The 23,815-nt window shown below is 73.3% G+C and carries 22 protein-coding genes; 12 read left to right on the forward strand and 10 right to left on the reverse strand.

Going from position 1 to position 23,815, the window contains the following annotated elements; genetic code table 11:
• The first annotated feature begins 9 nt into the window (after nucleotides 1–9).
• A complete protein-coding gene (locus AC5WRT_RS21995; RefSeq protein ID WP_496095184.1) occupies nucleotides 10–1,032 on the forward strand; it encodes a TIGR03842 family LLM class F420-dependent oxidoreductase in 1,023 nt (340 codons plus the stop codon).
• Between the two features lie 124 nt (nucleotides 1,033–1,156).
• Nucleotides 1,157–2,683 (forward strand): NCS1 family nucleobase:cation symporter-1, encoded by a 1,527-nt coding sequence (locus tag AC5WRT_RS22000; RefSeq protein WP_496095185.1) that lies wholly within the window; start codon nucleotides 1,157–1,159, stop codon nucleotides 2,681–2,683.
• Nucleotides 2,684–2,702: 19 nt separating this feature from the next.
• Here AC5WRT_RS22000 and AC5WRT_RS22005 read toward each other — a convergent pair whose 3' ends face one another.
• From AC5WRT_RS22005 to lplAB, 6 genes are all read right to left on the reverse strand, one after another.
• Nucleotides 2,703–3,392: a hypothetical protein gene (locus AC5WRT_RS22005; protein WP_496095186.1), complete on the reverse strand. Its 690-nt coding sequence runs from the start codon at nucleotides 3,390–3,392 to the stop codon at nucleotides 2,703–2,705.
• Between the two features lie 129 nt (nucleotides 3,393–3,521).
• A complete protein-coding gene (locus AC5WRT_RS22010) occupies nucleotides 3,522–4,007 on the reverse strand; it encodes a hypothetical protein (protein ID WP_496095187.1) in 486 nt (161 codons plus the stop codon).
• Between the two features lie 37 nt (nucleotides 4,008–4,044).
• Nucleotides 4,045–5,340 carry a WXG100 family type VII secretion target gene (locus tag AC5WRT_RS22015; protein WP_496095188.1) on the reverse strand — a complete coding sequence of 432 codons (1,296 nt, stop codon included), beginning with the start codon at nucleotides 5,338–5,340 and terminating at the stop codon, nucleotides 4,045–4,047.
• Between the two features lie 6 nt (nucleotides 5,341–5,346).
• Nucleotides 5,347–5,637, reverse strand: coding sequence for a DUF6317 family protein (locus AC5WRT_RS22020; RefSeq protein WP_496095189.1), 291 nt, complete (start codon nucleotides 5,635–5,637; stop codon nucleotides 5,347–5,349).
• Nucleotides 5,634–6,140, reverse strand: a complete 507-nt coding sequence (locus AC5WRT_RS22025; RefSeq protein ID WP_496095190.1) for an SAV_915 family protein — start codon at nucleotides 6,138–6,140, stop codon at nucleotides 5,634–5,636. Before AC5WRT_RS22025 ends, AC5WRT_RS22020 begins: the two co-directional genes overlap by 4 nt.
• Nucleotides 6,141–6,328: 188 nt before the next feature.
• Nucleotides 6,329–7,393: a lipoate-protein ligase LplAB gene (lplAB, locus tag AC5WRT_RS22030; RefSeq protein WP_496095191.1), complete on the reverse strand. Its 1,065-nt coding sequence runs from the start codon at nucleotides 7,391–7,393 to the stop codon at nucleotides 6,329–6,331.
• Between the two features lie 126 nt (nucleotides 7,394–7,519).
• Here lplAB and AC5WRT_RS22035 point away from each other — a divergent pair, with 126 nt between their 5' ends.
• The 4 genes from AC5WRT_RS22035 (at nucleotide 7,520) to AC5WRT_RS22050 (ending at nucleotide 12,377) form a co-directional block, all read left to right on the forward strand.
• Complete coding sequence (locus tag AC5WRT_RS22035; RefSeq protein WP_496095192.1) at nucleotides 7,520–9,334, forward strand: gamma-glutamyltransferase family protein; 1,815 nt, start codon at nucleotides 7,520–7,522, stop codon at nucleotides 9,332–9,334.
• Between the two features lie 90 nt (nucleotides 9,335–9,424).
• Nucleotides 9,425–10,273 (forward strand): inositol monophosphatase family protein, encoded by an 849-nt coding sequence (locus AC5WRT_RS22040; RefSeq protein ID WP_496095193.1) that lies wholly within the window; start codon nucleotides 9,425–9,427, stop codon nucleotides 10,271–10,273.
• A gap of 179 nt (nucleotides 10,274–10,452) precedes the next feature.
• On the forward strand, nucleotides 10,453–11,871 hold the full coding sequence (locus AC5WRT_RS22045) for a phytoene desaturase family protein (protein ID WP_496095194.1): 1,419 nt from the start codon (nucleotides 10,453–10,455) through the stop codon (nucleotides 11,869–11,871).
• Nucleotides 11,868–12,377 carry an O-acetyl-ADP-ribose deacetylase gene (locus AC5WRT_RS22050; protein WP_496095195.1) on the forward strand — a complete coding sequence of 170 codons (510 nt, stop codon included), beginning with the start codon at nucleotides 11,868–11,870 and terminating at the stop codon, nucleotides 12,375–12,377. The genes AC5WRT_RS22045 and AC5WRT_RS22050 overlap by 4 nt, the downstream gene beginning before the upstream one ends.
• Before the next feature lie 30 nt (nucleotides 12,378–12,407).
• Here the strand turns inward: AC5WRT_RS22050 and AC5WRT_RS22055 are convergent, their stop codons facing one another.
• From AC5WRT_RS22055 to AC5WRT_RS22065, 3 genes are all read right to left on the reverse strand, one after another.
• Nucleotides 12,408–14,414 carry an aminotransferase-like domain-containing protein gene (locus AC5WRT_RS22055; RefSeq protein WP_496100528.1) on the reverse strand — a complete coding sequence of 669 codons (2,007 nt, stop codon included), beginning with the start codon at nucleotides 14,412–14,414 and terminating at the stop codon, nucleotides 12,408–12,410.
• A 27-nt stretch (nucleotides 14,415–14,441) separates the two neighbouring features.
• Entirely contained in the window at nucleotides 14,442–15,143 is a 702-nt protein-coding gene (locus tag AC5WRT_RS22060; RefSeq protein WP_496095197.1) for a B3/B4 domain-containing protein, read from the reverse strand.
• Nucleotides 15,144–15,613: 470 nt separating this feature from the next.
• A complete protein-coding gene (locus tag AC5WRT_RS22065) occupies nucleotides 15,614–17,455 on the reverse strand; it encodes a chloride channel protein (protein WP_496095198.1) in 1,842 nt (613 codons plus the stop codon).
• Nucleotides 17,456–18,017: 562 nt separating this feature from the next.
• Here AC5WRT_RS22065 and AC5WRT_RS22070 point away from each other — a divergent pair.
• The 4 genes from AC5WRT_RS22070 to AC5WRT_RS22085 all read left to right on the forward strand — a co-directional run bounded on the left by AC5WRT_RS22070 (nucleotide 18,018) and on the right by AC5WRT_RS22085 (nucleotide 22,134).
• Nucleotides 18,018–18,650 (forward strand): MarR family winged helix-turn-helix transcriptional regulator, encoded by a 633-nt coding sequence (locus AC5WRT_RS22070; RefSeq protein WP_496095199.1) that lies wholly within the window; start codon nucleotides 18,018–18,020, stop codon nucleotides 18,648–18,650.
• A gap of 462 nt (nucleotides 18,651–19,112) precedes the next feature.
• Nucleotides 19,113–19,997, forward strand: a complete 885-nt coding sequence (locus AC5WRT_RS22075) for a methylenetetrahydrofolate reductase (protein ID WP_496095200.1) — start codon at nucleotides 19,113–19,115, stop codon at nucleotides 19,995–19,997.
• A 100-nt stretch (nucleotides 19,998–20,097) separates the two neighbouring features.
• A complete protein-coding gene (locus AC5WRT_RS22080; protein WP_496095201.1) occupies nucleotides 20,098–21,576 on the forward strand; it encodes an AlkA N-terminal domain-containing protein in 1,479 nt (492 codons plus the stop codon).
• Nucleotides 21,577–21,591: 15 nt separating this feature from the next.
• Nucleotides 21,592–22,134: a methylated-DNA--[protein]-cysteine S-methyltransferase gene (locus AC5WRT_RS22085; RefSeq protein WP_496095202.1), complete on the forward strand. Its 543-nt coding sequence runs from the start codon at nucleotides 21,592–21,594 to the stop codon at nucleotides 22,132–22,134.
• Between the two features lie 140 nt (nucleotides 22,135–22,274).
• On the opposite strand, the gene AC5WRT_RS22090 is transcribed toward AC5WRT_RS22085, so the two are convergent.
• Entirely contained in the window at nucleotides 22,275–23,021 is a 747-nt protein-coding gene (locus AC5WRT_RS22090; RefSeq protein WP_496095203.1) for an SIR2 family NAD-dependent protein deacylase, read from the reverse strand.
• A 168-nt stretch (nucleotides 23,022–23,189) separates the two neighbouring features.
• Here AC5WRT_RS22090 and AC5WRT_RS22095 point away from each other — a divergent pair, with 168 nt between their 5' ends.
• Nucleotides 23,190–23,441 carry a DUF1214 domain-containing protein gene (locus AC5WRT_RS22095; protein WP_496100529.1) on the forward strand — a complete coding sequence of 84 codons (252 nt, stop codon included), beginning with the start codon at nucleotides 23,190–23,192 and terminating at the stop codon, nucleotides 23,439–23,441.
• A gap of 4 nt (nucleotides 23,442–23,445) precedes the next feature.
• Entirely contained in the window at nucleotides 23,446–23,793 is a 348-nt protein-coding gene (locus AC5WRT_RS22100; protein WP_496095205.1) for a YidH family protein, read from the forward strand.
• Nucleotides 23,794–23,815 lie beyond the last annotated feature (22 nt).

Here is a 23,815-nt window from a genome sequence, read left to right on the forward strand (position 1 = left end):
GCAGCGCCCATGGACTTCGGACTCGTCCTGCAGACCGACCCGCCGGCCTCCCGCGTCATCAGCCTGATGAAACGGGCCGAGCGCAACGGGTTCACGTACGGCTGGACGTTCGACTCCGCCGTGCTCTGGCAGGAGCCGTTCGTGATCTACAGCCAGATCCTCGCGAACACCACGAAACTGAAGGTCGGCCCGATGGTCACCAACCCGGGCACCCGCACCTGGGAGGTCACCGCCTCCACCTTCGCCACTCTCAACGACATGTTCGGCAACCGCACCGTCTGCGGCATCGGCCGCGGCGACTCCGCGATGCGGGTCGCGGGCCGCAAACCCAACACCCTCGCGCGCATCAGCGAGGCCATGAAGGTCGTCCGGGCGCTCGCCGGCGGCGAGTCCGCCGACCTCGGCGGCGGCACGGTCGTGAAGTTCCCGTGGGTCAGGCCGGGCGCCCGACTGCCCGTCTGGATGGCCGCGTACGGCCCGAAGGCGCTGAAGATGACCGGCGAGGAGGCCGACGGGTTCATCCTCCAGCTGTCCGACCTGTATCTGACCGAGTACATGGTGAAGGCCGTCAAGGACGCGGCCGTCGCCGTCGGCCGCGACCCCGCGGAGGTGACGATCTGCGTGGCGGCTCCGGCGTACGTCACCGAGGACGACTCGCCCGGGGCCCTCGCCCACGCCCGTGAGCAGTGCCGCTGGTTCGGCGGCATGGTCGGCAACCACGTGGCCGACCTGGTCGCCAAGTACGGTGAGCGCTCCGCCGAGGTCCCCGACGCACTCACCGCCTACATCAAGGCACGGCAGGGCTACGACTACGCCCACCACGGGCGCAGCGGCAACCCGGACACCCGGTTCGTGCCCGACGAGATCGTCGACCGGTTCTGCGTCATCGGACCGGCCGAGAAGCACATCGAGAAGCTGACCGCACTGCGCGCGCTGGGCGTCGACCAGTTCGCGGTGTACGACATGCACGACGCGCAGGAGGCCACCATCGACGCCTACGGCGCGACGGTGATCCCCGCCGTCAACGCCTGAGTCCCTGCCCGGTCCACGAGCCCCCCACGCCCCTCTTGGTCTCCCCTCCCCGCCGTTCCTCCCCGGGGAGGGGGCTGGTGCCCGCACGGCAACCCCCGGTCCCTCTCACCCGATTGGCCAGCCCATGACCGACACCGCTCCCACGGCCATACCCCTGTCCGACCAGGTCACCCTGCCCGACGGGCGCGTGGAACTCGCACCTGGCACCCCGCCGCCCACTGGTCCGTACGCCAACGAGGACCTCCTCCCGGTCCCGGCCGAAAAGCGCACCTGGACCACGTACAACTTCTCCGCCCTGTGGGTCGGCATGGCCCACAACACGGCCTCCTGGACGCTGGCCTCGGGCCTGATCGCCGTCGGCATGGACTGGAAACAGGCCGTGTTCACCATCGGCCTCGCCAACCTCGTCGTGCTGGTGCCGATGCTGCTGACCGGGCACGCCGGCCCCAAGTACGGCATTCCCTTCCCGGTCTTCGCCCGTGCCTCCTTCGGCGTGCGCGGCGCCAACCTGCCCGCGGTCGTACGGGCGTTGGTGGCGTGCGGCTGGTTCGGGATCCAGACCTGGATCGGCGGCGAGGCCATCTACTTCCTCGCCGGGAAACTCATCGGCGACAGCTGGTCGAACGCGGCGCACATCGGTGGCTACGCCTGGACCATGTGGCTGTCCTTCGCGATCTTCTGGGCGATCCAGGTCGCCGTCATCTACCGGGGCATGGAGACCATCCGCCGCTTCGAGAACTGGGCCGCGCCCTTCGTCCTCGTCGGCGCGTTCGTGATGCTGTGGTGGATGAGCAGCAAGGCGGGCGGGGTCGGTCCACTGTTCGACCAGCCGTCGAAGCTCGGCTGGGGCCAGGGCTTCTGGAAGCTCTTCTGGCCGTCCCTGATGGGCATGATCGGTTTCTGGTCCACCCTGTCGCTGAACATCCCGGACTTCACCCGTTACGGCAGGAGCCAGAAGGCGCAGACCTGGGGCCAGGCCCTCGGCCTGCCCACCACCATGACCCTGTTCGCCTTCCTGTCCGTCCTGGTCACCTCCGGCTCCCAGGCGGTGTACGGCGAGCCGGTGTGGGACCCGGTGCAGCTCGCCGCCAAGACGGACAACGTGGTGGGCCTCCTCTACGCGCTGGTGACCGTCCTCGTCGCGACGCTGTCCGTGAACATCGCGGCCAACCTGGTCTCGCCGGCATTCGACTTCTCCAACGTGGCGCCGCGGAAGGTGAGTTTCCGCGCCGGCGCCCTGATCACCGCCGTCCTCGCGGTGCTGATCTTCCCGTGGAAGCTGTACTCCGATCCCCAGGGCTACATCTTCACCTGGCTCGGCCTGGTCGGCGGCCTGCTCGGCACGGTCGCGGGCATCCTCGTCGCCGACTACTGGCTGCTGCGCCGCACCCGGCTGCACCTTGCCGACCTCTACCGCACCGGCGGCCGTTACTGGTACACGGCCGGCTGGAACTGGCGGGCGGTCGTGGCCTTCCTCGCGGGCGGCGTCCTCGCGATCGGCGGCGCCAGCTTCAAGCCGCTGATCGACGGCCGCCCCGTCCCCGCCCTGTCCTCCCTCGCCGACTACGGCTGGGCGGTGGGCCTCGGCACCTCCCTGGTGCTGTACCTGGCGCTCACCCTGCTGACCGGCTCCCGGCGGGCCGCGGTCTGAGGGCACCGGGGGCGGGTGGTCAGCCGGCCTGCGACTGCCCGCCTCCGAGCGCGCCCACCGCGGCGCGCGCCGCCTGGATGGCGCCCTTGTTGATCTCGTCCGTGCCGGGCGCCTTCTTGGTGTCGAAGTCGCTTCCGTTGTACGTGACGACGACCAGGGCGTTGGACACCCGCACCACGACGACACCCTCGCGGGTCTGCTGCTTGTCCTCCGTGGTGAGGTTGACGACGGAGTAGGCGCTGTTCCCGAGTCCCGGCACGTCCCCGCCGCCGCTCTTCTCCTTCACGCGCTGCTGGTACTCCTGTGTCGCCTCCTGCTGCGAGTCGCTGATCTCGAACGACACGTCGAGCCAGCGGTAGCTGTACCCGTGCAGCGCGTTCCAGGAGCAGGTGCGGCGCAGCTTGGCGTCCGTGGACGGGATCTCCTTGCCGTCCGTCTTCGCCCCGGGCACGAGGGACTTGACGGTCGCCGCGGGCACGCTGGTGCAGGGCGACGGCGCGGTGCTGTACGCCTTCGCCGCCGCCGCGGACGACGGACCGGAGGACGAGGAGGAGGACGAGGACCGGCCGGACGAACTCTGGACCGACTGGTGCCCGGCGGACGTCGACGACGCGGCCGGGCCGGACGTCAGCGCCCAGCCGGCACAGGCGAGGACCGCGACCGGCGAGATCCGCGCGGTGAGGGCGAGCGGCAGGGGAAGGGATCGCACGGCGCACTTCTCGTGGGGGAGGGGGTGCGGAAGGGGCCCGCAGGTGGACGTGGTACGCCAGTGTCACACGACTCCCTGTGGGGCGGAAGCGGAAACTCGCAGCGTGCGCGGCCGGTTACGGCACCACGCTCACGACGCCCCCTTCTGTCCGCTTTGCCCCTCCAGCCAGTGGCGGGCGCCGACTTCGCTCGGGTACTCGCGGACGGTGAGCATGGCGACGCTCCAGCCGACGACCCAGGCGGCCAGCGCGGGGACGACGGGCGCCGCGACCAGCCAGAGGACACGGCCGGCGACGACCAGACCGGGGGTACGGCGGCTCTGGTCACGCTTGGCGGCACGGAACTCGTCCGGGGCGGGCGGGTCGAGGAGCTTCCTGCGATGGTCCCGGCGCTGCACCAGCCACCCCCACACCAGCGCTCCGACGGACGCCACGACCTGCGCCCAGTCCCACACCATACGGACGCCCGACGGCAGTTCGCTGCGGAAGCTGCCGTACAGGACGAGCGCGATGTAGCAGCAGAAGGCCAGCACCGCGAGCCACAGCACGGCGGTCAGGCACCGGCGCAGCCAGTAGCGCGGGCCGCGCTCGTACCAGGTGGTGCCGAGTCCCTGCACCGCGGGAATCCGGACGGGGGCCGTGGAAGCCGCGCCCTCAGAAGATGCTCTTGATGCCATGCCACACGTCGTCTTTCAGTCGCACGAAGTCGTCCCCGGTCTCGGACAGGACGTGACCCGAGCCGTGGAGAATGCCGCCGACCACTCCGTGGTCGTGGATGTCCTCGCTCCAGTGCTCGTGGAAGGAGTGGTCGATGATGCCGGTCGCGCCGATCACGATGCCACCGCCGACCCCGGCCACCACGGCGACGGGCACATCGACCGGAGCGAGCGCGACGAGACCCGCCGTGACGGCGGTGCCGGCCGCCAGGCCCGCGATGTTCGCGCCGCCGTCGACCGCGATGGAGTGCTGCCAGGACCAGCCCTTGTCATGGTCGTCGGACGCCTCCAGCAGCCCGCACGCACCCGCCGCGGCGACGTCCAGCACCGGCACCTCCTTGAGGAAGTCCGGGACCTTCTCCAGGCCCTCCCCCATGCGCAACGCGTCCGCGGCGTCGGCCAGTTTCACGTTGAGGGCGCGGTCGTAGGGCAACGCGGTGCTGCCGTGGTCGGCCCGCGCGAGGTCCTGCTCCAGCGAGTCGACCTTGGTGACCGCGTCGCGGTAGGCGCTCTTGGCGGGCAGGTCCTTCGGCAGCGCCTTTCCCGCCTTCTGGTACGCCTTGCGCTCCGCCCGCATCTCCTTCTTGGCGGCCTGCGCCTCGGCCTTGGCCGCGTCGATGTGCTTGCGGGCCTCGATGCCGCCCGCCCGGGCGTCCTCGGCGTCGTACGCGTACAGGCCGCGCAGATAGTCGGCGATGGTGACCTTGTCCCCGGTGGACGTCGCATCGCCCTTCGCCACCTGGTCGTACAGACTCTGCAGATCCTTCGCCGCCACCAGCCGCGCGTGCTGCGCGGTGTGCAGGATCTCGTCACGCGCCTTGGCGTAGTCGTTCATCGCGGAGATGGTCTTCTGGTCGTCCGCGCTCGGGGGATTCGCCGTCATGATCGGCAGCGTCGCCCCCTTGGCGTCCGTGGAGACTCCCTTGCCGGCCGCGACGTGCTGCGCGTTCTGCAGGGACGCCTCGCACGTGGACAGCGCGTTCGCGAGGGTCTCGAGGATCTCGCCCGCCGCGTGCACCAGTTCGGCGAAGCCGCCGGCCGTCAGCGCGTCCTCGCTCCACTTGGCGCGGAAGCTCTCGGCCGCCTCGCCCTTCCAGCCCGCGTCGCCGACCAGTTTGTCGACCGCGCCGCTGAGCGGCTTGACCACGCCGTCGAGTTTGTCCTTGGCGTTCTTGTACGTCTCGGCCATCGTGCGCAGTCCGCCGATGTCGCCGCCGACCCAGCTGTCACCCATCGGCTCTCATCCCATCAGGTCCTCGAAGACGCCGTGCACGTCCACGTCATGGCGGTGGAAGGAGTCCCGCGCGTACGCGACCTTGTCCCCGTGGTCGTCCAGCCGGTCGGCCATGCCGGTGTGCAGGGCGATGATGAGGTCCGCGACCTCCTTGATGGCCGAGTCCAGGCCCGGGTCGCCCCCGCTGACCACGGGCGGTGCCACGTCGGGGCGCAGTCCGCGGTAGTCGTCGGCCTGCGCGTGGAAGGTCTTCGTCATGGCGGCGAGGTCGTCGTAGACCGCCTTGAAGTCGCTCACCGGCGCACCTCCAGCGCGTACGCGGCCAGGTCCTCGGGCCGCCAGTTGGGTTCTCCGGGCGCGACCCGGGGGTCCAGCAGGACCGTGACGCCCTGCTCCCGCACGCCCTCCGCCAGCGGGCCCAGGGAGGCGGCGATCCACGGCTGTGCCTCGCCGAGCGCCTCCACCAGCCTGGCCGGCGAGGTGAACGCAAAGGCCACGGTGCCGTGTTCGGGGTGCCGGAAGAGTTCGAGGACGATGAAGGGCACGCGCGCGGGGCGGCCGTCCGAGCCCGTACCGGCGACGGACCGCGGATGCGCCGGCACGCACACCGGCGTGTGGTACGCGGGGATCCCGGGCCTGGGGCCGGGCCGGGCGTCCGTGGCCGCTCGTGGCGGCGGCGCGGCCTCCGCGAAGTCCCGCAGCGCCGAGCGGGGCGGCTGTGGAGTCCGCTGCGGGAGGTCCGTCCCGGGCGGACCGGGCTCAGCGAAATCCAGCAGACGTGATCGAATCGGCGCCCCCATCGCCGTCACCTTCTTCCCCGTGCGTCAACGTGGCCGATCGGGCCCGACCACCGTAGCCACCGGGCAAGAGGGCGAATCCAGCCATGTCGGGACCTGTTGCCGGGTGTGCACGGAACCCATACAGCTGCTTGACGGACGGCAGGGCAACCCTTGACCCAATGCTGAACAGGACCCCGAGGGACCCGCGGCTACGGAACCCGCGCCGTCCAGTCCGACGCGCCGAACTTGGTTTGCGCCAACTCCCGCGCCCGCGCCAGCTCCTCGTCCGTGACCTTCCCCTGCACCAGGCCGTACCGCGTGCGGAACGAGGCGATCATCCGGTCGATGACCGCCTCACGCGGCAGCCCGGTCTGCCGGCGCAGCGGATCGACCCGCTTCTTCGCGGACGTCGTCCCCTTGTCGGACAGCTTCTCCCGTCCGATGCGCAGCACCTCGGTCATCTTGTCGGCGTCGATGTCGTACGACATGGTCACGTGGTGCAGGACGGCGCCCGGACCACCGCCGGGGCCGACGACCCGCTTCTGCGCCGCGCCCGCGATCTTGCCCTGGTCGGTCGCGATGTCGTTCAGCGGCTGGTACCAGGCCCGGATGCCCATGTCGCCGAGGGCGCCCAGCACCCAGTCGTCCAGATAGGCGTAGCTGTCCTGGAAGGACAGGCCCTGCACCAGGGACTCGGGCACTGACAGGGAGTAGGTGACGGTGTTGCCGGGCTCCACGAACATCGCGCCGCCGCCGGAGATCCGCCGCACCACCTCGATGCCGTGCCGCGCGGCGCCCTCCGGGTCCACCTCGTTGCGCAGCGACTGGAAGCTGCCGATGACCACCGCAGGCGCGCCCCACTCCCACACCCGCAGCGTCGGCGGTCTGCGGCCCGCGGCGACCTCGGCGGTCAGCACCTCGTCCAGCGCCATGTGCAGCGCGGGCGGCTGCGGGCCCTCGTGGATCAGCTGCCAGTCGTAGTCGGTCCAGTCGGTGGCGTGCGCGAGGGCCCGGCGCACCGCGATCCCCACGCCCTCCGCCGTCAGCCCGTACATGACCGTGCCCGCGGGCAGGGCCGCCTCGATCCGCGTGGCCAGCCCCGTGGCGTCGGCGTCCGCCGGGGCGCCCTCCAGTGCGCGGTTCACCGCGTCCAGTGCCTCGTCCGGTTCCAGGAAGAAGTCGCCCGCCACGCGCACGTGCCGCAGCACGCCGTCCTCGACGTCCACGTCCACGACGACGAGCTTGCCGCCGGGCACCTTGTACTCACCGTGCACTGCCTGGGTCTCCGTTCCTGCCGCCCTCCCGCACGGGATCAACGGCGCGGGCCGTCGCCGTGTTCCCCGGCGGTGATCGCGCTCGTACGATCACCCGGACGACGTACCCCAGCCGAGGAGGCGCCCGTGTTCACCACCCGGCCCACCCTGCAGGGCACCTTCGGCATGGTGTCCTCCACCCACTGGCTGGCCTCCCAGTCGGCGATGGCGGTCCTGGAGGACGGCGGCAACGCCTTCGACGCGGCGGTGGCCGGCGCGTTCGTGCTGCACGTGGTGGAGCCGCACCTGAACGGGCCGGCCGGCGAGGTGCCGATCCTGCTCGCACCGGCGGGCGGCGCGGTACGCGTGCTGTGCGGGCAGGGCGTGGCCCCGGCCGGCGCCACGGTCGCCCACTACCGCGGCCTCGGACTGGACCTCGTACCCGGCACCGGACCGCTCGCGGCCGCCGTGCCCGGCGCCTTCGACGCCTGGCTGCTGCTCCTGCGCGACCACGGCACCAGGTCCCTGGACGACGTCCTGAAGTACGCCGTCGGATACGCCGAGCACGGGCACCCGCCCGTGGAGAAGCTCGGTGCCACCGTGGAGACGGTACGGAAGCTGTTCGAGACCGAGTGGACCTCGTCGGCGGAGGTCCATCTGCCCGGCGGCCGGGCGCCCCGGCCGGGCGAGCTGTTCCGCAACCCCGCTCTCGCCGCGACCTGGAAGCGGCTGCTGGCCGAGACCGCCGGCGCCGGGGACCGGGAGGCGCGGATCGACGCCGCGCGCGAGGTGTGGCGCCGCGGCTTCATCGCGGAGGCCCTGGTACGGCAGTCCCGACGGTCCACCATGGACACCAGCGGCGAACGACACTCCGGCACCCTCACCGAGGCCGACCTCGCCGACTGGTCGGCGGGCTACGAGACCCCGGTGACGTACGACTGGAACGGCTGGACCGTGTGCAAGGCCGGCCCCTGGAGCCAGGGCCCCGCCCTCCTCCAGCAACTTGCCCTGCTCCCGCACGAGCTGCCCGCCCACGGCTCCGCCGAGTACGTCCACCTGCTCATCGAGGGCTGCAAGCTCGCCATGGCCGACCGCGAGGCCTGGTACGGCGACGCCGTCGAGGTCCCGGTGGCCGAGCTGCTCTCGGACGACTACAACGCCGGCCGGCGGGCCCTGGTGGACGCCAAGGCCTCCTGGGAGCTGCGGCCCGGCAGCCCCGGCGGGCGCGTCCCGCGACTGCCCGCGCAGGCGTACGCGCGCGTGGAGAGCGGTGACCGGGCCTTCGACCCCATGGGCGCGGGCGAACCGACGGTCGCGGAGATCCCCGGCGAGCCGCACGTGGCCACCGATGGCACGACCCGCGGCGACACCTGCCACCTGGACGTCGTCGACCGCTGGGGCAACATGATCGCGGCCACGCCCAGCGGCGGCTGGCTGCAGTCCAACCCGGTCGTGCCCGAACTCGGCTTTCCGCTGGGCACCCGGCTGCAGATGACCTGGCTGGAGGAGGGCCTGCCGAACTCCCTCACCCCGGGCCGCCGCCCCCGCACCACCCTCACCCCGTCCCTCGCGCTGCGGGGCGGCGTGCCGGTCCTGGCGTTCGGCACGCCCGGCGGCGACCAGCAGGACCAGTGGCAGCTGCACTTCTTCCTCGCCGCCGCCCTGCGCTCCCCGGTCCGCGGCGGCCTGGACCTGCAGGGCGCGATCGACGCCCCGAGCTGGCACAACGACAGCTTCCCCAGCTCCTTCCACCCGCGCGGCCGCCGCCCCGGAAGCGTCACCGTGGAGTCGCGCATGGACACCGAGGTGGTCGAGGAGCTGCGGCGGCGCGGGCACGACGTCACCCTCGGCCCCGCCTGGTCGGAGGGGCGGCTGTGCGCGGTGGCACGGGATCCGCGGACCGGCGTCCTGTCGGCCGCGGCGAACCCGCGCGGAATGCAGGGGTACGCGGTGGGCCGCTGACCGGTCTCCGGCACCCGTTCTTCATGCCGATTCCACCCGGTGTGCACCGGACGGGCGGGGATTGTCAGCGGGACGTGCTCTCATAGGGACATGATCGAAGCAACGACGGAAACCATCGACGAGTTTCTCACCCGCTGTTCGGCCCACGTGGAGGAAGCGGTCCGCAGGGCCGCAGCGGCCGAGATCCTGCCCCGCTTCCGCCGCCTCGCCGCGCACGAGGTGGACCAGAAGAACGGCCCCCACGACCTGGTGACGGACGCCGACCGGCTCGCCGAGCTGCGGCTCACCGAGGACCTCGGCACCCTGCTGCCCGGCTCGGTCGTGGTCGGCGAGGAGGCGGTGCACGCCGACCCGGCCACCTACGCGGCGCTCCAGGACGAGGCACCCGTGTGGATCGTCGACCCGGTCGACGGCACCCGCCAGTTCGTGCACGGCGACGACGGGTTCTGCACCCTGGTCGCGCTCGCCCACCGGGGCGTCGTCCTCGCCTCCTGGACGTATGCCGCGGCGCGCGACAGGTTCGCCACCGCGATCCGCGGCCGGGGCGCCTTCCTCGACGGAGAGCGGCTGCGCGCGGGCTCACCCGAGCCCGGCCGGGACCTCGCCGTCGCCACGTCCCACCCGGACTACACCACCGACGAGGAGAAGCGGGCGCTGAGCGTCCTGTGGACCGACGGCCTCGCCCCGCGGCCCTGCGGTTCGGCGGGCCTGGAGTATCTGGCCATCGCCCGGGGCGAGTTGGACGCCGTCGCGTTCTCGTGGGAGGCGGCCTGGGACCACGCGGCCGGCCTGCTCCTGGTCGAGGAGGCGGGCGGCGCGCACCTCACCCGCGCCGGCGAGCCGTTCCGCGTGACCGGCGGCAACGCCCTGCCGTTCACCGCGGCCCGGGACGCGAGGACCGCCCGCCGCGTGGCCGACCTGCTGCGCACGGCGTCCTGACGGCCCCGGCGCGCCGTGGCCGGACGGTCAGAGGCCCTGCGCGGCCGTGCCGTGCCGGGGCGCCCGCTGCGTCCCACCGGCCCCCGGCCGCCGGGTCCCCGGCCACCCAGCCCGGGCGGTGTCAGTCCTCCGGCATATCCTGACCCTGAGTGGCCATCGGCTGACGAAGGGGTCCGAAGGTGCCGTCGATGCTCGATGCGGTCGTGGTGGGTGCGGGACCGAACGGACTGACCGCTGCCGTGGAGCTGGCCCGCCGCGGCTTCTCCGTCGCGCTGTTCGAGGCGAGGTCCACCGTCGGCGGCGGCGCCCGCACCGAGGAGCTGACCCTGCCCGGTTTCCGGCACGACCCGTGCTCGGCCGCTCACCCTCTGGGCATCAATTCACCGGCGTTCCGCGCCCTTCCCCTCGACCGCTACGGCCTGCAGTGGCTGCACTCCGAACTGCCGATGGCGCACCCCTTCCCCGACGGCACCGCGGCCGTGCTGTCCCGCTCGGTGGCACGGACGGCCGCCTCCTTCGGCCCGCGCGACGCGGGCGCGTACCGCAGACTGGTCGAGCCGTTCCTCCCTCGCTGGGACACCCTCGTGCGGGACTTCATGTCCCTGCCGCTGACCGCGCTCCCGCGCGACCCCGTCACCCTCGCCCGGTTCGGCCTGGCCGGGCTGCCGCCGTCCACCTGGCTGCTGCGCCGCTTCAAGGACGAGCGCGCCAAAGGCCTGTTCGCCGGTCTGGTCGCGCATGTGATCGCACCGCTCGGCGGCCTGGCCACCGGCGCCATCGGCCTGGTCTTCGCCCTGTCCGCGCACGCCCGCGGCTGGCCGGTGCCCCGCGGCGGCTCCCAGGCGATCTCCGACGCCCTCGCCGGGTACCTGAAGGACCTCGGCGGCGCCGTGCACACCGACTACGAGGTCAAGCGCCTGGACGACCTGCCGCCCGCCCGGGCGTACGTGTTCGACACCTCGCCCACCGCACTCGCCCGCATCGCCGGCTTCGGCGACACCTACGCGCACTACCGCTACGGCCCGAGCGTCTTCAAGATCGACTACGCGCTGGACGGCCCGGTGCCCTGGACCGCGCCCGAGGCCCGCGCCGCCACGACCGTGCAGATCGGCGCGAGCAAGGCCGAGATCTCCACCGCCCTGCGCGCCGCCTCCCGTGAGGGCCGCGCCCCCGACAGACCGTTTCTGATCACCGTGCAGCCGAGCATCGTCGACCCCACCCGAGCCCCCGAGGGCAAGCAGGTCTTCTGGGCCTACGGCCATGTCCCGAACGGCTGGTCCGGCGATCTCACCGACGCCATGGAACGCCAACTGGAGCGCTTCGCCCCCGGCTTCCGGGACCGCGTCCTCGCCCGCGCCGTCGCCGGGCCCGCCGAACTGGCCGCCCACAACGCCAACTACGTCGGCGGGGACATCGCCTGCGGCGCGGCGTCCGGACTCCAGCTGCTGCTGCGCCCCAGACTGTCCCTGTTCCCGTACCACACCCCGCATCCGGCCGTCTTCATCTGCTCCTCGGCCACCCCGCCGGGGCCCGGCGTGCACGGCATGTCGGGGCACAACGCGGCCAAGGCCGTCTGGCGAAGACTGAGGCAGTCATGACCACCATCACCCTCGTCCAGGGAGACATCACCCGGCAGAGCGCCGACGCGATCGTCAACGCCGCCAACTCCTCCCTCCTCGGTGGCGGTGGCGTCGACGGCGCGATCCACCGGCGCGGCGGCCCCGCTGTTCTGGAGGAGTGCCGCGCCCTGCGCGCCTCCCGGTACGGCAAGGGCCTGCCCACCGGACAGGCGGTGGCCACGACGGCCGGCGATCTCGACGCCCGCTGGGTGATCCACACGGTGGGCCCGGTCCACAGCCGGAGCGAGGACCGCTCCGACCTGCTCGCCTCCTGCTACCGCGAGTCCCTGCGGGTGGCCGACGAACTCGGCGCCCGCACCATCGCCTTCCCGGCCGTCTCCACCGGCGTGTACCGGTGGCCGATGGACGACGCGGCCCGGATCGCCGTGGAGACGGTGCGCGGCGCGGACACGGCGGTCGAGGAAGTGCGCTTCGTCCTCTTCGACCAGCGGGCGTACGACGCGTTCGCCCGCCAAGTCGGCTGAAATCAAAGGCGGTCGGTCGGTGCCGGGCCGTCAGGACAGTTCGCCCAGGACCCGGCCGAGCAGCGCCACGCCCTCCGCGATGGCTCCCGGCGCGGTGGCCGCGTAGCCGAGGACGAGACCGGGCGGGCCGGGCAACTGCCGGTGCCAGGACAGCGGCTGGCACTTCACGCCCCGGCCCAGCGCGACGGCGGCGACCTCCGTGTCGGGCACGTCGGCGGTGTACGTGACCGTCAGATGCAGCCCCGCTGCAGCGCCGTGCACGGTGCCGCCGGGCAGATGCTCGGCGAGGGCGGCGATCATGGCGTCACGGCGGTCACGGTGCCGGCGCCGCAACAGCCGCAACTGCCGCTCCAGGCCGCCGGACTCCATCAGCCGGGCGAGCACCAGCTGCGGCAGCACCGCGTTGCCCAGGTCGTTGAACCGCTTGGCGTCGACCAGTTCCTCGCGGTACCGGGGCGGGGCCACCAGCCAGCCGATCCGCAGGGCCGGCGCGAGCAGCTTCGACACGCTTCCCATGTAGCACACCCGGTCTGCCAGCAGCGCCCGCAGCGCGGGGACCGGCGGGCGGTCGTACCGGTGCTCGGCGTCGTAGTCGTCCTCCAGGATCAGCCCGCCGTCCCCGGCCCAGCCCAGCAGCTCCCGCCGGCGCTCGCCGCTGGTCACCACCCCGGTCGGGAACTGGTGGGCCGGCGTGAGCAGCACCGCTCGGGCTCCGGTCGCCCGCAACGCGTCCACCCGCACCCCGTCCGCGTCGACCGGCACCGGCGGGGTGTCCAGGCCGCCCGTGCGCAGATGCTGACGGCCGCCGAGCGAGCCCGGGTCCTCCACCGCGACCGCGTCGATGCCGTCCGCCCGCAACACCTGGTGCAGCAACGTGAGCGCCTGCGCGGTGCCGGCGACGATCAGTACGTCGTCCGGCTCGACCCGCACGCCCCGCATCCGCGCCAGCCAGTCGGCGACGGCCCGCCGCAGCGCGGGAGCGCCCCGTGGATCGCCGTAGCCGAAGTGCTCGGCGGACAGCTCCGCGAGCACGGCCCGCTCGGCCCGCAGCCAGGCGGTACGCGGGAACGCGGCGAGATCCGGCCGCCCGGGAGTGAGGTCCACACCGGCAGGCGCGTTGCGCAGCACGTCGAAGACGTCGGCGCTCGGCGCGTGCAGGAAAGGGGAGGCGGGGACGGCGGGGGAGAGGTGGCGGGACGGACGGGGCGCCGGTGGGGCGGGCGCCCCGCCGTACCGCAGCGCATCCGACGCATCCGCAGGTACGGTCCGGGGCCTGCGGGTGCGCGAGGCGCCGGGTGGCGTGATGGTGGGCGTTCGGGTGGCCGGTGTCTGGGGCGGCGTGGTCCGGGGCGTGTGCGTGCCCGGGATGCCGGCCGGGGTGGTCATGGGCGTGCGGACGCCGTGTGCGTCCGGTGGCGTGGCCGGGGGTTTGCGGGTGCCTGCGGTCCCGGGCGGCGTCGGCGCAGGTGCACGTGTGCCGGATGCGTCCGACGGCGTGGGCAGGGACGCGCGCGTGCCCGGCGTTCCGAGCGGCGCGGCGCCCGGCGTGCACGTGCCCTGCGTGCCGGGGGAGCCGGTCCGGGGCGCGTGGCCGAGGGTGCTGCCGGGTGCGGTGTGCCCGGGGTCCCTCGGCGGCCCGTCCCACCGGGCGCCGGCGGCACGGGCCCTCGCCGTCGGTACGCCCGTGGCCGGCCCGCTCGCCGAGCCCCCGCCGGCACCCCCTGCCGGAGCGAACGGTGCCGCCACCACGACCGTGCCCCCGCGGCGGCGGCCCTCCAGGTGGCCGTCCTCGGCGAGCCGGCGGTAGGCCTCGGTGATCACTCCGCGGGAGACACGCAGTTCGGCGGCCAGCACCCGGGTGGGCGGCAGCCGGCTGCCCACGGCCAGGCGGCCGTCCGCTATCGCCTGCCGCAGCCGGTCCGCCAGCCACTCGGCCTTCCCGCCGGGCGGTACATCACCGGCCGCCAGTTGCAGAAAGTCCGAGCCGCGGCCCGAAAGTTCCTGCGCGGCGCCCCGTGCCTGTCGCTTCTCGTCCACCGTTGTCATGCTGTCATGCGCGGGCGCTCAGCCGCCGAAGACGAAGTCCGGAGCCGCCCGGCTGAGGACGGCCTGCTGCGTGACGGCCCCCCAGTGCGCCGCCACCTCCTCCTCGACCGCCTTCAGCAGCTCGGGGACGATCTGCGCGCCGCCGTCGTGCATGGCCTCCGCCACCACCAGCACCCGGCGGGTGTGCTCGCCGACCGCCGAGTGGCCGCTCTGCCGGTGGGTCCAGCGCCGGGCGTGCGCGCGCCCCGCGGAGTCGACGAAGGTGACCTCGCCGGGTGCGGGACGCTCGACGGCCCCGCCGAACGCCGTGTACGTCTCCTCGCCGGCGGCGGCCCGCACCTCCAGCAGCGGCCCGGCGATCCGGTCGATGTCGAGGACCGCCACCGGGACGGCGTACGCCACCGACAGCGCGTTGCACAGGTCGACCAGCGGGTGAATGCGGGGCAGCGCCCCTTCCTTCCGCAGCCGCCGCAGCAGCGACTCCGCGGCACACCGGTACTGCGTCGGCTTCACTCCCAGCCGGCTGAACGTCCGCCGCCAGGCGAGCACTTCGGGGAACTCGCCCTCGGTGGCGCCGGTCAGGCGGGCCAGGGCGCGGGCGGTGTACGCGGCGGCGCGCGGCCCGGTGTCCACACGGTCGTCGACGCCGGTGGCGTACAGCGCGCCGGAGGCCAGAGCGGGGAACGTGGCCCAGATGGTGTCCGCGTGCCGGAATCGCATGGTCGGGGACCTCCTCGGGTTCGGGAGTCCCACCCTTCCGCGATCGTGGTCCGGTCACCAGGGCCAAACCGGGTGCATGTCATCGGTCCATAACCGCGAGCGACGCGCCCACAGCTGTGCGGCTCGTGCTCGGGCCGGTCCACGGGCGGTCCGTCTCCCGGGGCTCCCGGGCGAGCGGCCGTCCGTGACGTACACCTTTCACGAGCACGAGCCGGTGCGGTTCACGCCGTGCGTGGAGCGCACGATTGTGTCGTGCGCCCGACGCTCCCGGCGGGGCCGTGCCGTTGGGGCCCCGCCGGTGCGGAGGACGACGCTGCGGTCAGGCGTCAGGGCGTCCTGCGCTCACCCAGCTTGGGGCCCGGTCGCGTTCCGGAGACGGACGACCATGGGCTGTTGAGGGTGCTTAGACGGGAGTTTTTCTCCCTCTTTGCGATGGTTGCTGCCTCTTTTGCCGGTCGTCGTGCCCGTCCTCAGCTCGTGGCGGGGGCCGGGGCGCGCCTGGCGCGCAGGGTGAGGACGCGTTCGGCGTGGTGTTCCTCGTGCAGGTCGATGCGGCGCGCCGTCAGCAGATGGCGCAGGCCGAGGATGCCCTCGACGCGGGGCCGCGGGTCGCGGGTGACCACCAGCAGCCGGGTGACATCGTGCTGCGCCATCCGGTTGGCGAGCGCCCGCAGGGTCTCGTCGGGGTGCGCGACGACCGCCGGGCGGGCCAGTTCACCGAGTGGAGTCGTGTCGGCGGGGTCGGCGTGGATCAGCGCGCCGCGCGTGACCACGCCGGTCAGCCCGCCGTCCGCGTCCAGCACCGGGTACAGCCGCTGGGCGAGCAGCCCGTCGGGATCGCCCGCCTCGTGGGCGGCGCGCAGCAGGGCGGTGACCTCGCCGGCGGCGCGGCCGGCGGCGAAGGTGACCCCGGCGGGCGTCTCCAACTGCCGTACGAGGTGGACCTCCAGGGGGTCGACGGAGTACTCGCGGGTGAGGTGCAGACCGCGCCGGGCCAGTTTCTCGGTGAGTACCGACCGCTTGAGCAGCACCACCGACAGCAGATAGGCCGCCGACGCGGTGATCACCATCGGGATCAGGGCGTTGATCTCATGGGTGAGCTCCAGGCAGAAGACGATGCCCGTGAGCGGGGAGCGCATCACCCCGCCGAGCACCCCGGCGAGCGACACCAGGGCCCAGAATCCCGGGCTGACGTGCGGGAAGACCAGGGCCTCCGCCGCACCCAGCGCGCCACCGACCATGAACATCGGGGCGAGCACGCCGCCGGAGGTGCCCGAGCCCAGCGACAGGCCCCAGATCAGGGTCTTCACCACGAGGATGCCGACGATCAGCCCGACGGTGGCGTGCCCGGTCAGCAGCGCGCCGATGACGCCGTACCCGACGCCGAGGGCGCGCGGCTCCAGGAGGCCGCCCGCGCCGATGATCGCGCCGCCGATCGCGGGGCACCACATCCAGTGGACGCGCAGCCGGGAGAACAGGTCCTCGGAGAGGTAGACGAGCGCGGTGGCGCCCAGCGCGAGCAGTCCGGCCGTGGCGCCCGCGACCAGGCAGAGCCCGTACGCCGGCAGGCCGATGTGGCCGGGTACGTGCGCCCCGCCGAAGAGCGGGTCGGTGCCGAGCAGGGGGCCGCGCACCAGGGTGGCGGTCACGGCGGCGACGGACACCGGGAGGTAGGAGCGGGGCCGCCACTCGAAGAGCAGCAGCTCGACCGCGAGCAGGATGGAGGCGAGCGGCGCGTTGAAGGTCGCGGCCATGCCGGCGGCGGACCCCGCCACCAGCAGGGCCTTGCGCTCGTCGGTGGTGACCTTGAGGAACTGGGCCAGCAGCGAGCCGACGGCGCCGCCGGTCATGATGATCGGGCCCTCCGCGCCGAACGGCCCGCCGGTGCCGATGGAAATCGCGGCCGAGGCGGGCTTCAGCACGGCCACCCGCGGCTGCACGCGGCTGCCGCCGACGAGGATCGACTCGATCGCCTCGGGCATGCCGTGGCCGCGTATCTTCTCCGAGCCGTAGCGGGCCATCAGGCCGATGAGCAGTCCGCCCACCACCGGAATCACGGCCAGCAGCCAGCGGTGCGGGGTGTCCCCGGGCACGGCGGAGCCGAAACCGAGGCGGCCGAGGAAGGCGAGGTTGGTGATCAGCGCGATCAGTTTCAGCAGCCCCGCGGCCACGAGCGCGGCGACGGCGCCGACCGGAACGGCCAGCGCCGTGATCATGACGACCCGCGGGGGTACGTGGAAGTCGCCCAGGTGCGGGATCTTGAGAGCGGGGCGATGGTGGCCGGGGGCCGAGGGACCGGCGGACGTGGGCATGGATGCTCCGGGTCGCGTGAGGCGGCAGGGGGCGGGGCGCCGCCGGGCGTTCGGGGTGCGCAGGCCGGGGCATGCGCGGGCGACGGCCCGAGCGGCGGTGGTCACGGGCGATGCTGCCCGTGGGACGGGAAGGGGAGAAGGAAGGTCGGACGGGTGCGGCTGCCCTTACCGGGGTACGGTGCGGGCCGAGGCGACGCGTCCCGGGCGCAGGATGCGTACGCGGTGCCCGCGGTGCACCCGGCAGGTGTTCACCGTGAGCGGGGACGGCACCCGGAACCCGCCGCGCACGTGGTACTCGGCACGCAGGCATCCTCGGGCGTCCGGACGTGCCGGATCTCGTGGACGCCGTCCCAGGCGTGCCCGCGACGCAGGCACACGAAGGAATAGGCTTCGCGTATCGGCTCGGAACTCATCGACATCACCTTCGGTACCGGAGCCGGTCGCGCCCGCTCGGCCCGGTGCTCCGAAGCATATCATTGCATTCTGCAATGGTCACCTTGGGTGAGGAAATGTGTCCGAATCGTGGACAGAAGAACGCAGGAGAGAGGGAAACGAGGAGCGCATGGCCGAGCAGGACAGCGGTCCACGGCGGACCCCGGCAGCGGGTCCGTCGCCGCCGCGAGAGCCGTGGGACCGGCAGGCGGACTCCTCCGGCGGGACGGGTGACGCGGCGTCGGAGGCGGCCCTGGACCGGGAGGCCGAGCAGGTCACCGCGGCGGTGATGGCCGCCTCCCGGCTGATCGTCGCCCTTTCCGCCCGTGCCCTCGCCTCCGTCGACGCGCCGCTGACCCTGCCTCAGCTGCGCTCGCTGGTCGCCCTGCACACCTGCGGCCCGATCAAACTCGCCGCGATGGCCGCCACGCTCGGTGTCACGTCGTCCACAGCACTACGCATGGCCGAGCGCCTGGAGGGCCAGGGCCTCACCGACCGGCGGGTCAACCCGGACAACCGGCGCGAGGTCGTCCTCCGGCTCACCCCCGCCGGGGAGGAACTGGTGGAGCGGGTGCTGAGCCATCGCCGAGCCGAGATCCGGGCCCTGGTGGGACGCCTGCCCACAGCGGAACGCGTCGGCCTGGTCCCGGCCCTGACCGCGCTGACGACCGCCGCCGGTGGACTTGACCCCGCCCTCGCCGCGACCACCGATGCGGACCGTTTGGCCGGCATGCTGGACGACCCGCTGAATCCGGCGCCGTAGCTTCCGGCGCGAACGCCGACGCCGGCGGCGAGACCGATACCGCCGGCGACGTCGAGCCCGGCGGCAGGCGCTCCCGGGGCCGCGTCGGTCTGTCCCGGCGCTGACCGGCTGACCGCCGCCTGCGTGTCGGTGTTCCGTTGTGTCCGGTGTCGTGGCCGCTCGGCGGGACGTCGGCGTTCGGGGTGTGCGGTGTCGTTTTCGGGGCCGGGTGGGGGTGCGTCGGGCCGGTCCGGCGTGCACCGAGCCGTCGTCCCCTCGCCCGCGAACTCGTCGGTCGGCCCCGCCGCGACCGCCCGGTCGGCACCGACGCCGACGTCCGGCCGAGCGGCCCCGGCCCGTTCGGCCCTCCGTCCTGCGAACGCCCCTTGCCCGTGTCGGCGCCAGCGTCCCCCCGGCCGTGCGCCCGTATCCCCTCGTGACATCATCGGCCGAGGTCAGGCACGCCGTCGTACGAGGAGCGCGATGAATTCCGGTCTCACCGTCAGCCCGGCGGTCGGTGCCACACTGCTCGACGACTTCTCGCTGGAGATGACCGGCAAGGACGTGTCCCGGCTGGAGGAGGCGCGGGGGATCATTCCGCTGGGCACCCGGATCAACATCACCTTCCTGGCCGGCGAGGACCTCGGCATGCGCCTGGCGGCCGCCCGTGCGGTCAAACGGCTCGGTTTCGTGCCCGTACCGCACATCTCCGCACGCCGGCTGCCCTCACGCGCCGCGCTGCAGGAGTTCCTCGGCGGGCTCGCCGAGGACGGCACCGCCGAGAACGTCTTCGTCGTCGGCGGCGACCCCGCCCGCCCCGAGGGCCCTTACGAGGACGCGCTCGCCGTCCTGCGCTCCGGCCTGCTCCAGCGGCACGGCGTCCGCCACATCGGCATCAGCGGCTACCCGGAGGGCCACCCCGCGATAGCCGACGGCGTGCTGTGGTCGGCGCTCACCGACAAGGCGGCGGTGATCGGAGCGCACCGGTTCGGCGGTGACGTCGTCACCCAGTTCGGCTTCGACGTCGACCCCGTCCTGCGCTGGCTGGAGGCCGCCCGCACCCGCGGCGTGCACCTGCCCGTCCGCATCGGTGTGCCCGGACCGGCGGGGGTGCGCCGGCTGCTCGGCTACGCCAGCCGGTTCGGCGTCGCGACCGGCGCCTCAGTCGCCCGCAAGTACGGCTTCTCGCTCACCAACCTCGTCGCCACGACCGGCCCCGACCGCTTCCTGCACGCGCTCGCCCAGCGCTACGACCCCGAGCGGCACGGCGTGGTCAAGGTGCACTTCTACACGTTCGGCGGGCTGCAGCACACCGCCGAGTGGGCAGCCGCCTTCCGGCGCGCCGGCGCCGGGACGCCCACCCGGTGAGGGCGCCCGCCGCTCCCGGAACGGAACCTCACCGGGCCCCGGGACGCTGATGTCGGATTCCCGCCAGCACACGAGGGGCCGCCCGGTCGATGCTGGACGCATGCGGACAGCGACGCACCTCGACCGGGAGCACTGTGTACGTGCCGTGCAGTCCAAGGACGCCCGGTTCGACGGATGGTTCTTCACGGCGGTCCTGACCACCCGGATCTACTGCCGTCCCAGCTGTCCCGTCGTCCCTCCCAAGCCCGAGAACATGACGTTCCACCCGAGCGCGGCTGCCTGCCAGCAGGCCGGGTTCCGCGCCTGCAAGCGCTGCCGCCCGGACACCAGCCCCGGCTCCCCGGAGTGGAACCGGCGCGCCGACCTGGTGGCCCGCGCCATGCGGCTCATCGCCGACGGGGTCGTGGACCGCGAGGGCGTGCCCGGACTCGCCTCCCGCCTCGGCTACAGCGCCCGCCAGGTCGAGCGGCAACTGCTCGCCGAACTCGGCGCCGGCCCGCTCGCCCTCGCCCGCGCCCAGCGCGCCCAGACCGCGCGGCTGCTCATCGAGACCACCGTCCTGCCCATGGCGGAGATCGCCTTCGCGGCCGGCTTCGCCTCCGTCCGCGCCTTCAACGACACCGTCCGCGAGGTGTTCGCCCTGACCCCGGGCGACCTGCGCGCCCGCGCGCCGCGGTCCGGGGCCGGTACCCCGGCCGGCATCGGCCTGCGGCTGCCGTTCCGCGCTCCGCTCAACCCGTCCAATCTCTTCGGGCACCTCGCCGCCACGGCCGTACCCGGTGTCGAGGAATGGCGGAACGGTGCCTACCGGCGCACGCTGCGCCTGCCGTACGGCCACGGGATCGTCTCCCTCACGCCCTGCCCCGACCACATCGCCTGCCGCCTCACCCTCAGTGACCTGCGCGACCTGCCGGTGGCGATCAGCCGCTGCCGCCGTGCGCTCGACCTGGATGCCGACCCGGTCGCCGTGGACGACCGTCTGCGCACCGATCCGCTGCTCGCGCCGCTGGTCGACAAGGCGCCCGGCCGCCGGGTGCCGCGCACGGTCGACGAGGCCGAGTTCGCCGTCCGCGCCGTCCTGGGACAGCAGGTGTCCACGGCCGCCGCCCGCACCCACGCCGCCCGCCTGGTCACGGCGCACGGAAAGCCCCTCGACGACCCCGAGGGCGGCCTCACCCACCTCTTCCCGTCCCCGGAGTCCCTCGCCGCCGTCGACCCGGAGACCCTGGCGATGCCCCGCACCCGGCGCACCACCTTCACCACTCTCGTCCGTGAACTGGCCGGAGGAACCCTCCAGCTGGGGGTCGAGTCCGACTGGGCCGAGGCCCGTGCCCGGCTGTTGTCCCTGCCCGGTTTCGGTCCCTGGACCGCCGACGTCATCGCCATGCGCGCCCTCGGCGACCCCGACGCCTTCCTCCCCACCGATCTCGGCATCCGGCGTGCGGCAGCGGAACTGGGCCTGCCCGCCACCCCGGCGGCGCTGACGGCCCGCGCCGAGACGTGGCGGCCCTGGCGGGCGTACGCCGTGCAGTACCTGTGGGCGACCGACGGTCACCCGATCAACTTCCTTCCCGTGTGAGGACTTTTCTCGATCATGGATGTCTCGACGAAACGGCACACCGTCATCGACAGCCCCTACGGCCCGCTCACCCTCGTCGCCGACGACGGCGTCCTGTGCGGCCTCTACATGACCGACCAGCGCCACCGGCCGCCGCAGGAGACCTTCGGCAGCCGCGACGACGCCCCCTTCGCGGAGACCGAGGAGCAGCTGTCGGCCTACTTCGCAGGGAAGTTGACGCGGTTCACCCTCGAACTCCGCCTGGACGGAACACCGTTCCGGCGCAGCGTCTGGGACCAGCTGACCCGCATCCCCTACGGCGAGACCCGCAGCTACGGCGAACTCGCCGCCATCCTCGGCAACCCCGGGGCGTCCCGTGCGGTCGGCCTCGCCAACGGCCGCAACCCGATCGGCATCATCGTCCCCTGCCACCGTGTCGTCGGCGCGAACGGCGACCTCACGGGGTACGGCGGCGGCCTGGACCGCAAACGCCGCCTGCTGGACTTCGAACGGGCTGCGGCACTGTTCCAGCCACGGCCATCCGGGTCGGACGGCCGCCGCTCCACCCTCCCCGGGTGAGCCTTTCGCCAACCCGCCCCGGCGCGCCCGAGTCCGCGCTCCTGCATGCGGACAGCGGTTGCGGGCAGCCGGGTTGCCGGGCGCCGAGGGAGTGATCCCCTGCGCCGCCCACCGCCAGGGGCAGGCCCCACGAACTCCCGTCACCGTTCTCGGACGTCGGCTCCGCCGCTCAGCGTACGCAGCAGTGCGGGCAGCGCGGTGCCGATCGGTACGCGGATGAGCTCGTCGGCCCGGTCGTCGTACGGCGTGGGTTCGGCGTTGACGATGATCAGGCGGGCGCCGTGGTCGGCGGCGATGCCCACCAGTCCCGCGGCGGGCTGGACCTGGAGGCTGCTGCCGACGGCGACGAAGACGGTGCACGCCTTGGAGATGGCCATGGCCTCGCCGAGGACCACCGGATCCAGCCGTTCGCCGAACATCACGGTGGCGGACTTGAGGATGCCGCCGCACTCCCGGCACGGCGGATCCTCCTCGCCGGCCTCGACGCGGGCGAGGGCGTCCTCCATCGGCCCGCGCGCATGGCACCGCGTGCACACGACACCGCGTGCGCTGCCGTGCAGTTCGAGCACCTTGCGCGCGGGCATGCCGGCCAACTGGTGCAGCCCGTCCACGTTCTGGGTGATCACCCGCACCGGGACGCCGGACCCCTCCAGCTCGGCGACCGCCCGGTGCGCGGCGTTCGGCTCGGCCCTCAGCGTGCGGTTCTTGCGCCGCATCTGCCAGGACCGCCGCCGGATCTCCGGGTCCGTCATGTAGTAGTCGAACGTGACCAGCTTCTCCGCCTCCGGATCCCGCCGCCACAGTCCGTTCGGACCGCGATAGTCGGGGATCCCGGAATCGGTCGAGATGCCTGCGCCGCTGAGAATGGCTACGAGAGGCCTGTCCATGGGACCGACAGTAGGGCGCCGGTACCCGCGGGGCGAGCGGATATCGCCCGCGGGACGGGGATGCGGGGCGGGTTCCTGCCGGTGCCTCGCGTCGCCGATGAGCCGGGACGGTGCCAGCCTGAGAAGGGGCACGTCCCCTCACGCTCGTCCGGAGACAGGAGCGGCGTCATGGCGAAACTGGCCGATGACCTGCGAATCCTCGGCCGTGAGGCCTACCTCTGCCTGGCCCGCGACCCGCTGACCCACCACGCCGACGGTTTTCTCGACCTCTTCGTCAGCCGGGCCGGTTGCGGCGCCGGCCGCCGAGCGAACTGGCTGCCCGCCCCCTCGGGCCCGCTCGGCGTCACCATGCGCCTGCACGCGCCCCGCCCCGAGGCCCTCGACGGCAGCGGGCGGCCCCCGGCCGTACACAGGGCCTGAATCCGTGAGCGGTGACCCGCGCAAGGACGCGACTCCCAACACCGGCAGCCGCGCCCGGGACCACCTGGCCAACGAACGGACCTACCTCGCCTGGCTGCGCACCGGCATCAGCATGGCGGCACTGGGTGTCGCCGTGGCCAAGTTCGCTCCGGACCGCGGCATCCGCGCCGTGGTCTCCGGGGCCATCCTGCTGCTGGCGGGCCTGCTCGTCGGTGCGTACGGCACCGTCCGTTACCGCTCCGTGGGTCGCCAACTCGACCTCGGGCTCTACGCGCCGGCGCGCATGGGAATGGTCATCGCCAGCACGGTCGTCACGCTCATCGCCATCGTCGCGGTCCTGGTTCTGGTCTGAGGCACCGGCCGGGGCCGGGCCG

The sequence above is a fragment of the Streptomyces sp. NTD91 genome (assembly GCF_059510455.1).

Coding starts and splice junctions, on each gene's coding strand:
- AC5WRT_RS22040 (WP_496095193.1), top strand. CDS start 9,425: ATGATCGAAGCAACGACGGAAACCATCGACGAGTTTCTCACCCGCTGT.
- AC5WRT_RS22025 (WP_496095190.1), bottom strand. CDS start 6,140: ATGGGGGCGCCGATTCGATCACGTCTGCTGGATTTCGCTGAGCCCGGT.
- AC5WRT_RS22075 (WP_496095200.1), top strand. CDS start 19,113: ATGAATTCCGGTCTCACCGTCAGCCCGGCGGTCGGTGCCACACTGCTC.
- AC5WRT_RS22065 (WP_496095198.1), bottom strand. CDS start 17,455: ATGCCCACGTCCGCCGGTCCCTCGGCCCCCGGCCACCATCGCCCCGCT.
- AC5WRT_RS22080 (WP_496095201.1), top strand. CDS start 20,098: ATGCGGACAGCGACGCACCTCGACCGGGAGCACTGTGTACGTGCCGTG.
- AC5WRT_RS22050 (WP_496095195.1), top strand. CDS start 11,868: ATGACCACCATCACCCTCGTCCAGGGAGACATCACCCGGCAGAGCGCC.
- AC5WRT_RS22095 (WP_496100529.1), top strand. CDS start 23,190: ATGGCGAAACTGGCCGATGACCTGCGAATCCTCGGCCGTGAGGCCTAC.
- AC5WRT_RS22070 (WP_496095199.1), top strand. CDS start 18,018: ATGGCCGAGCAGGACAGCGGTCCACGGCGGACCCCGGCAGCGGGTCCG.
- AC5WRT_RS22015 (WP_496095188.1), bottom strand. CDS start 5,340: ATGGGTGACAGCTGGGTCGGCGGCGACATCGGCGGACTGCGCACGATG.
- AC5WRT_RS22000 (WP_496095185.1), top strand. CDS start 1,157: ATGACCGACACCGCTCCCACGGCCATACCCCTGTCCGACCAGGTCACC.
- AC5WRT_RS21995 (WP_496095184.1), top strand. CDS start 10: ATGGACTTCGGACTCGTCCTGCAGACCGACCCGCCGGCCTCCCGCGTC.
- AC5WRT_RS22085 (WP_496095202.1), top strand. CDS start 21,592: ATGGATGTCTCGACGAAACGGCACACCGTCATCGACAGCCCCTACGGC.
- AC5WRT_RS22060 (WP_496095197.1), bottom strand. CDS start 15,143: ATGCGATTCCGGCACGCGGACACCATCTGGGCCACGTTCCCCGCTCTG.
- AC5WRT_RS22090 (WP_496095203.1), bottom strand. CDS start 23,021: ATGGACAGGCCTCTCGTAGCCATTCTCAGCGGCGCAGGCATCTCGACC.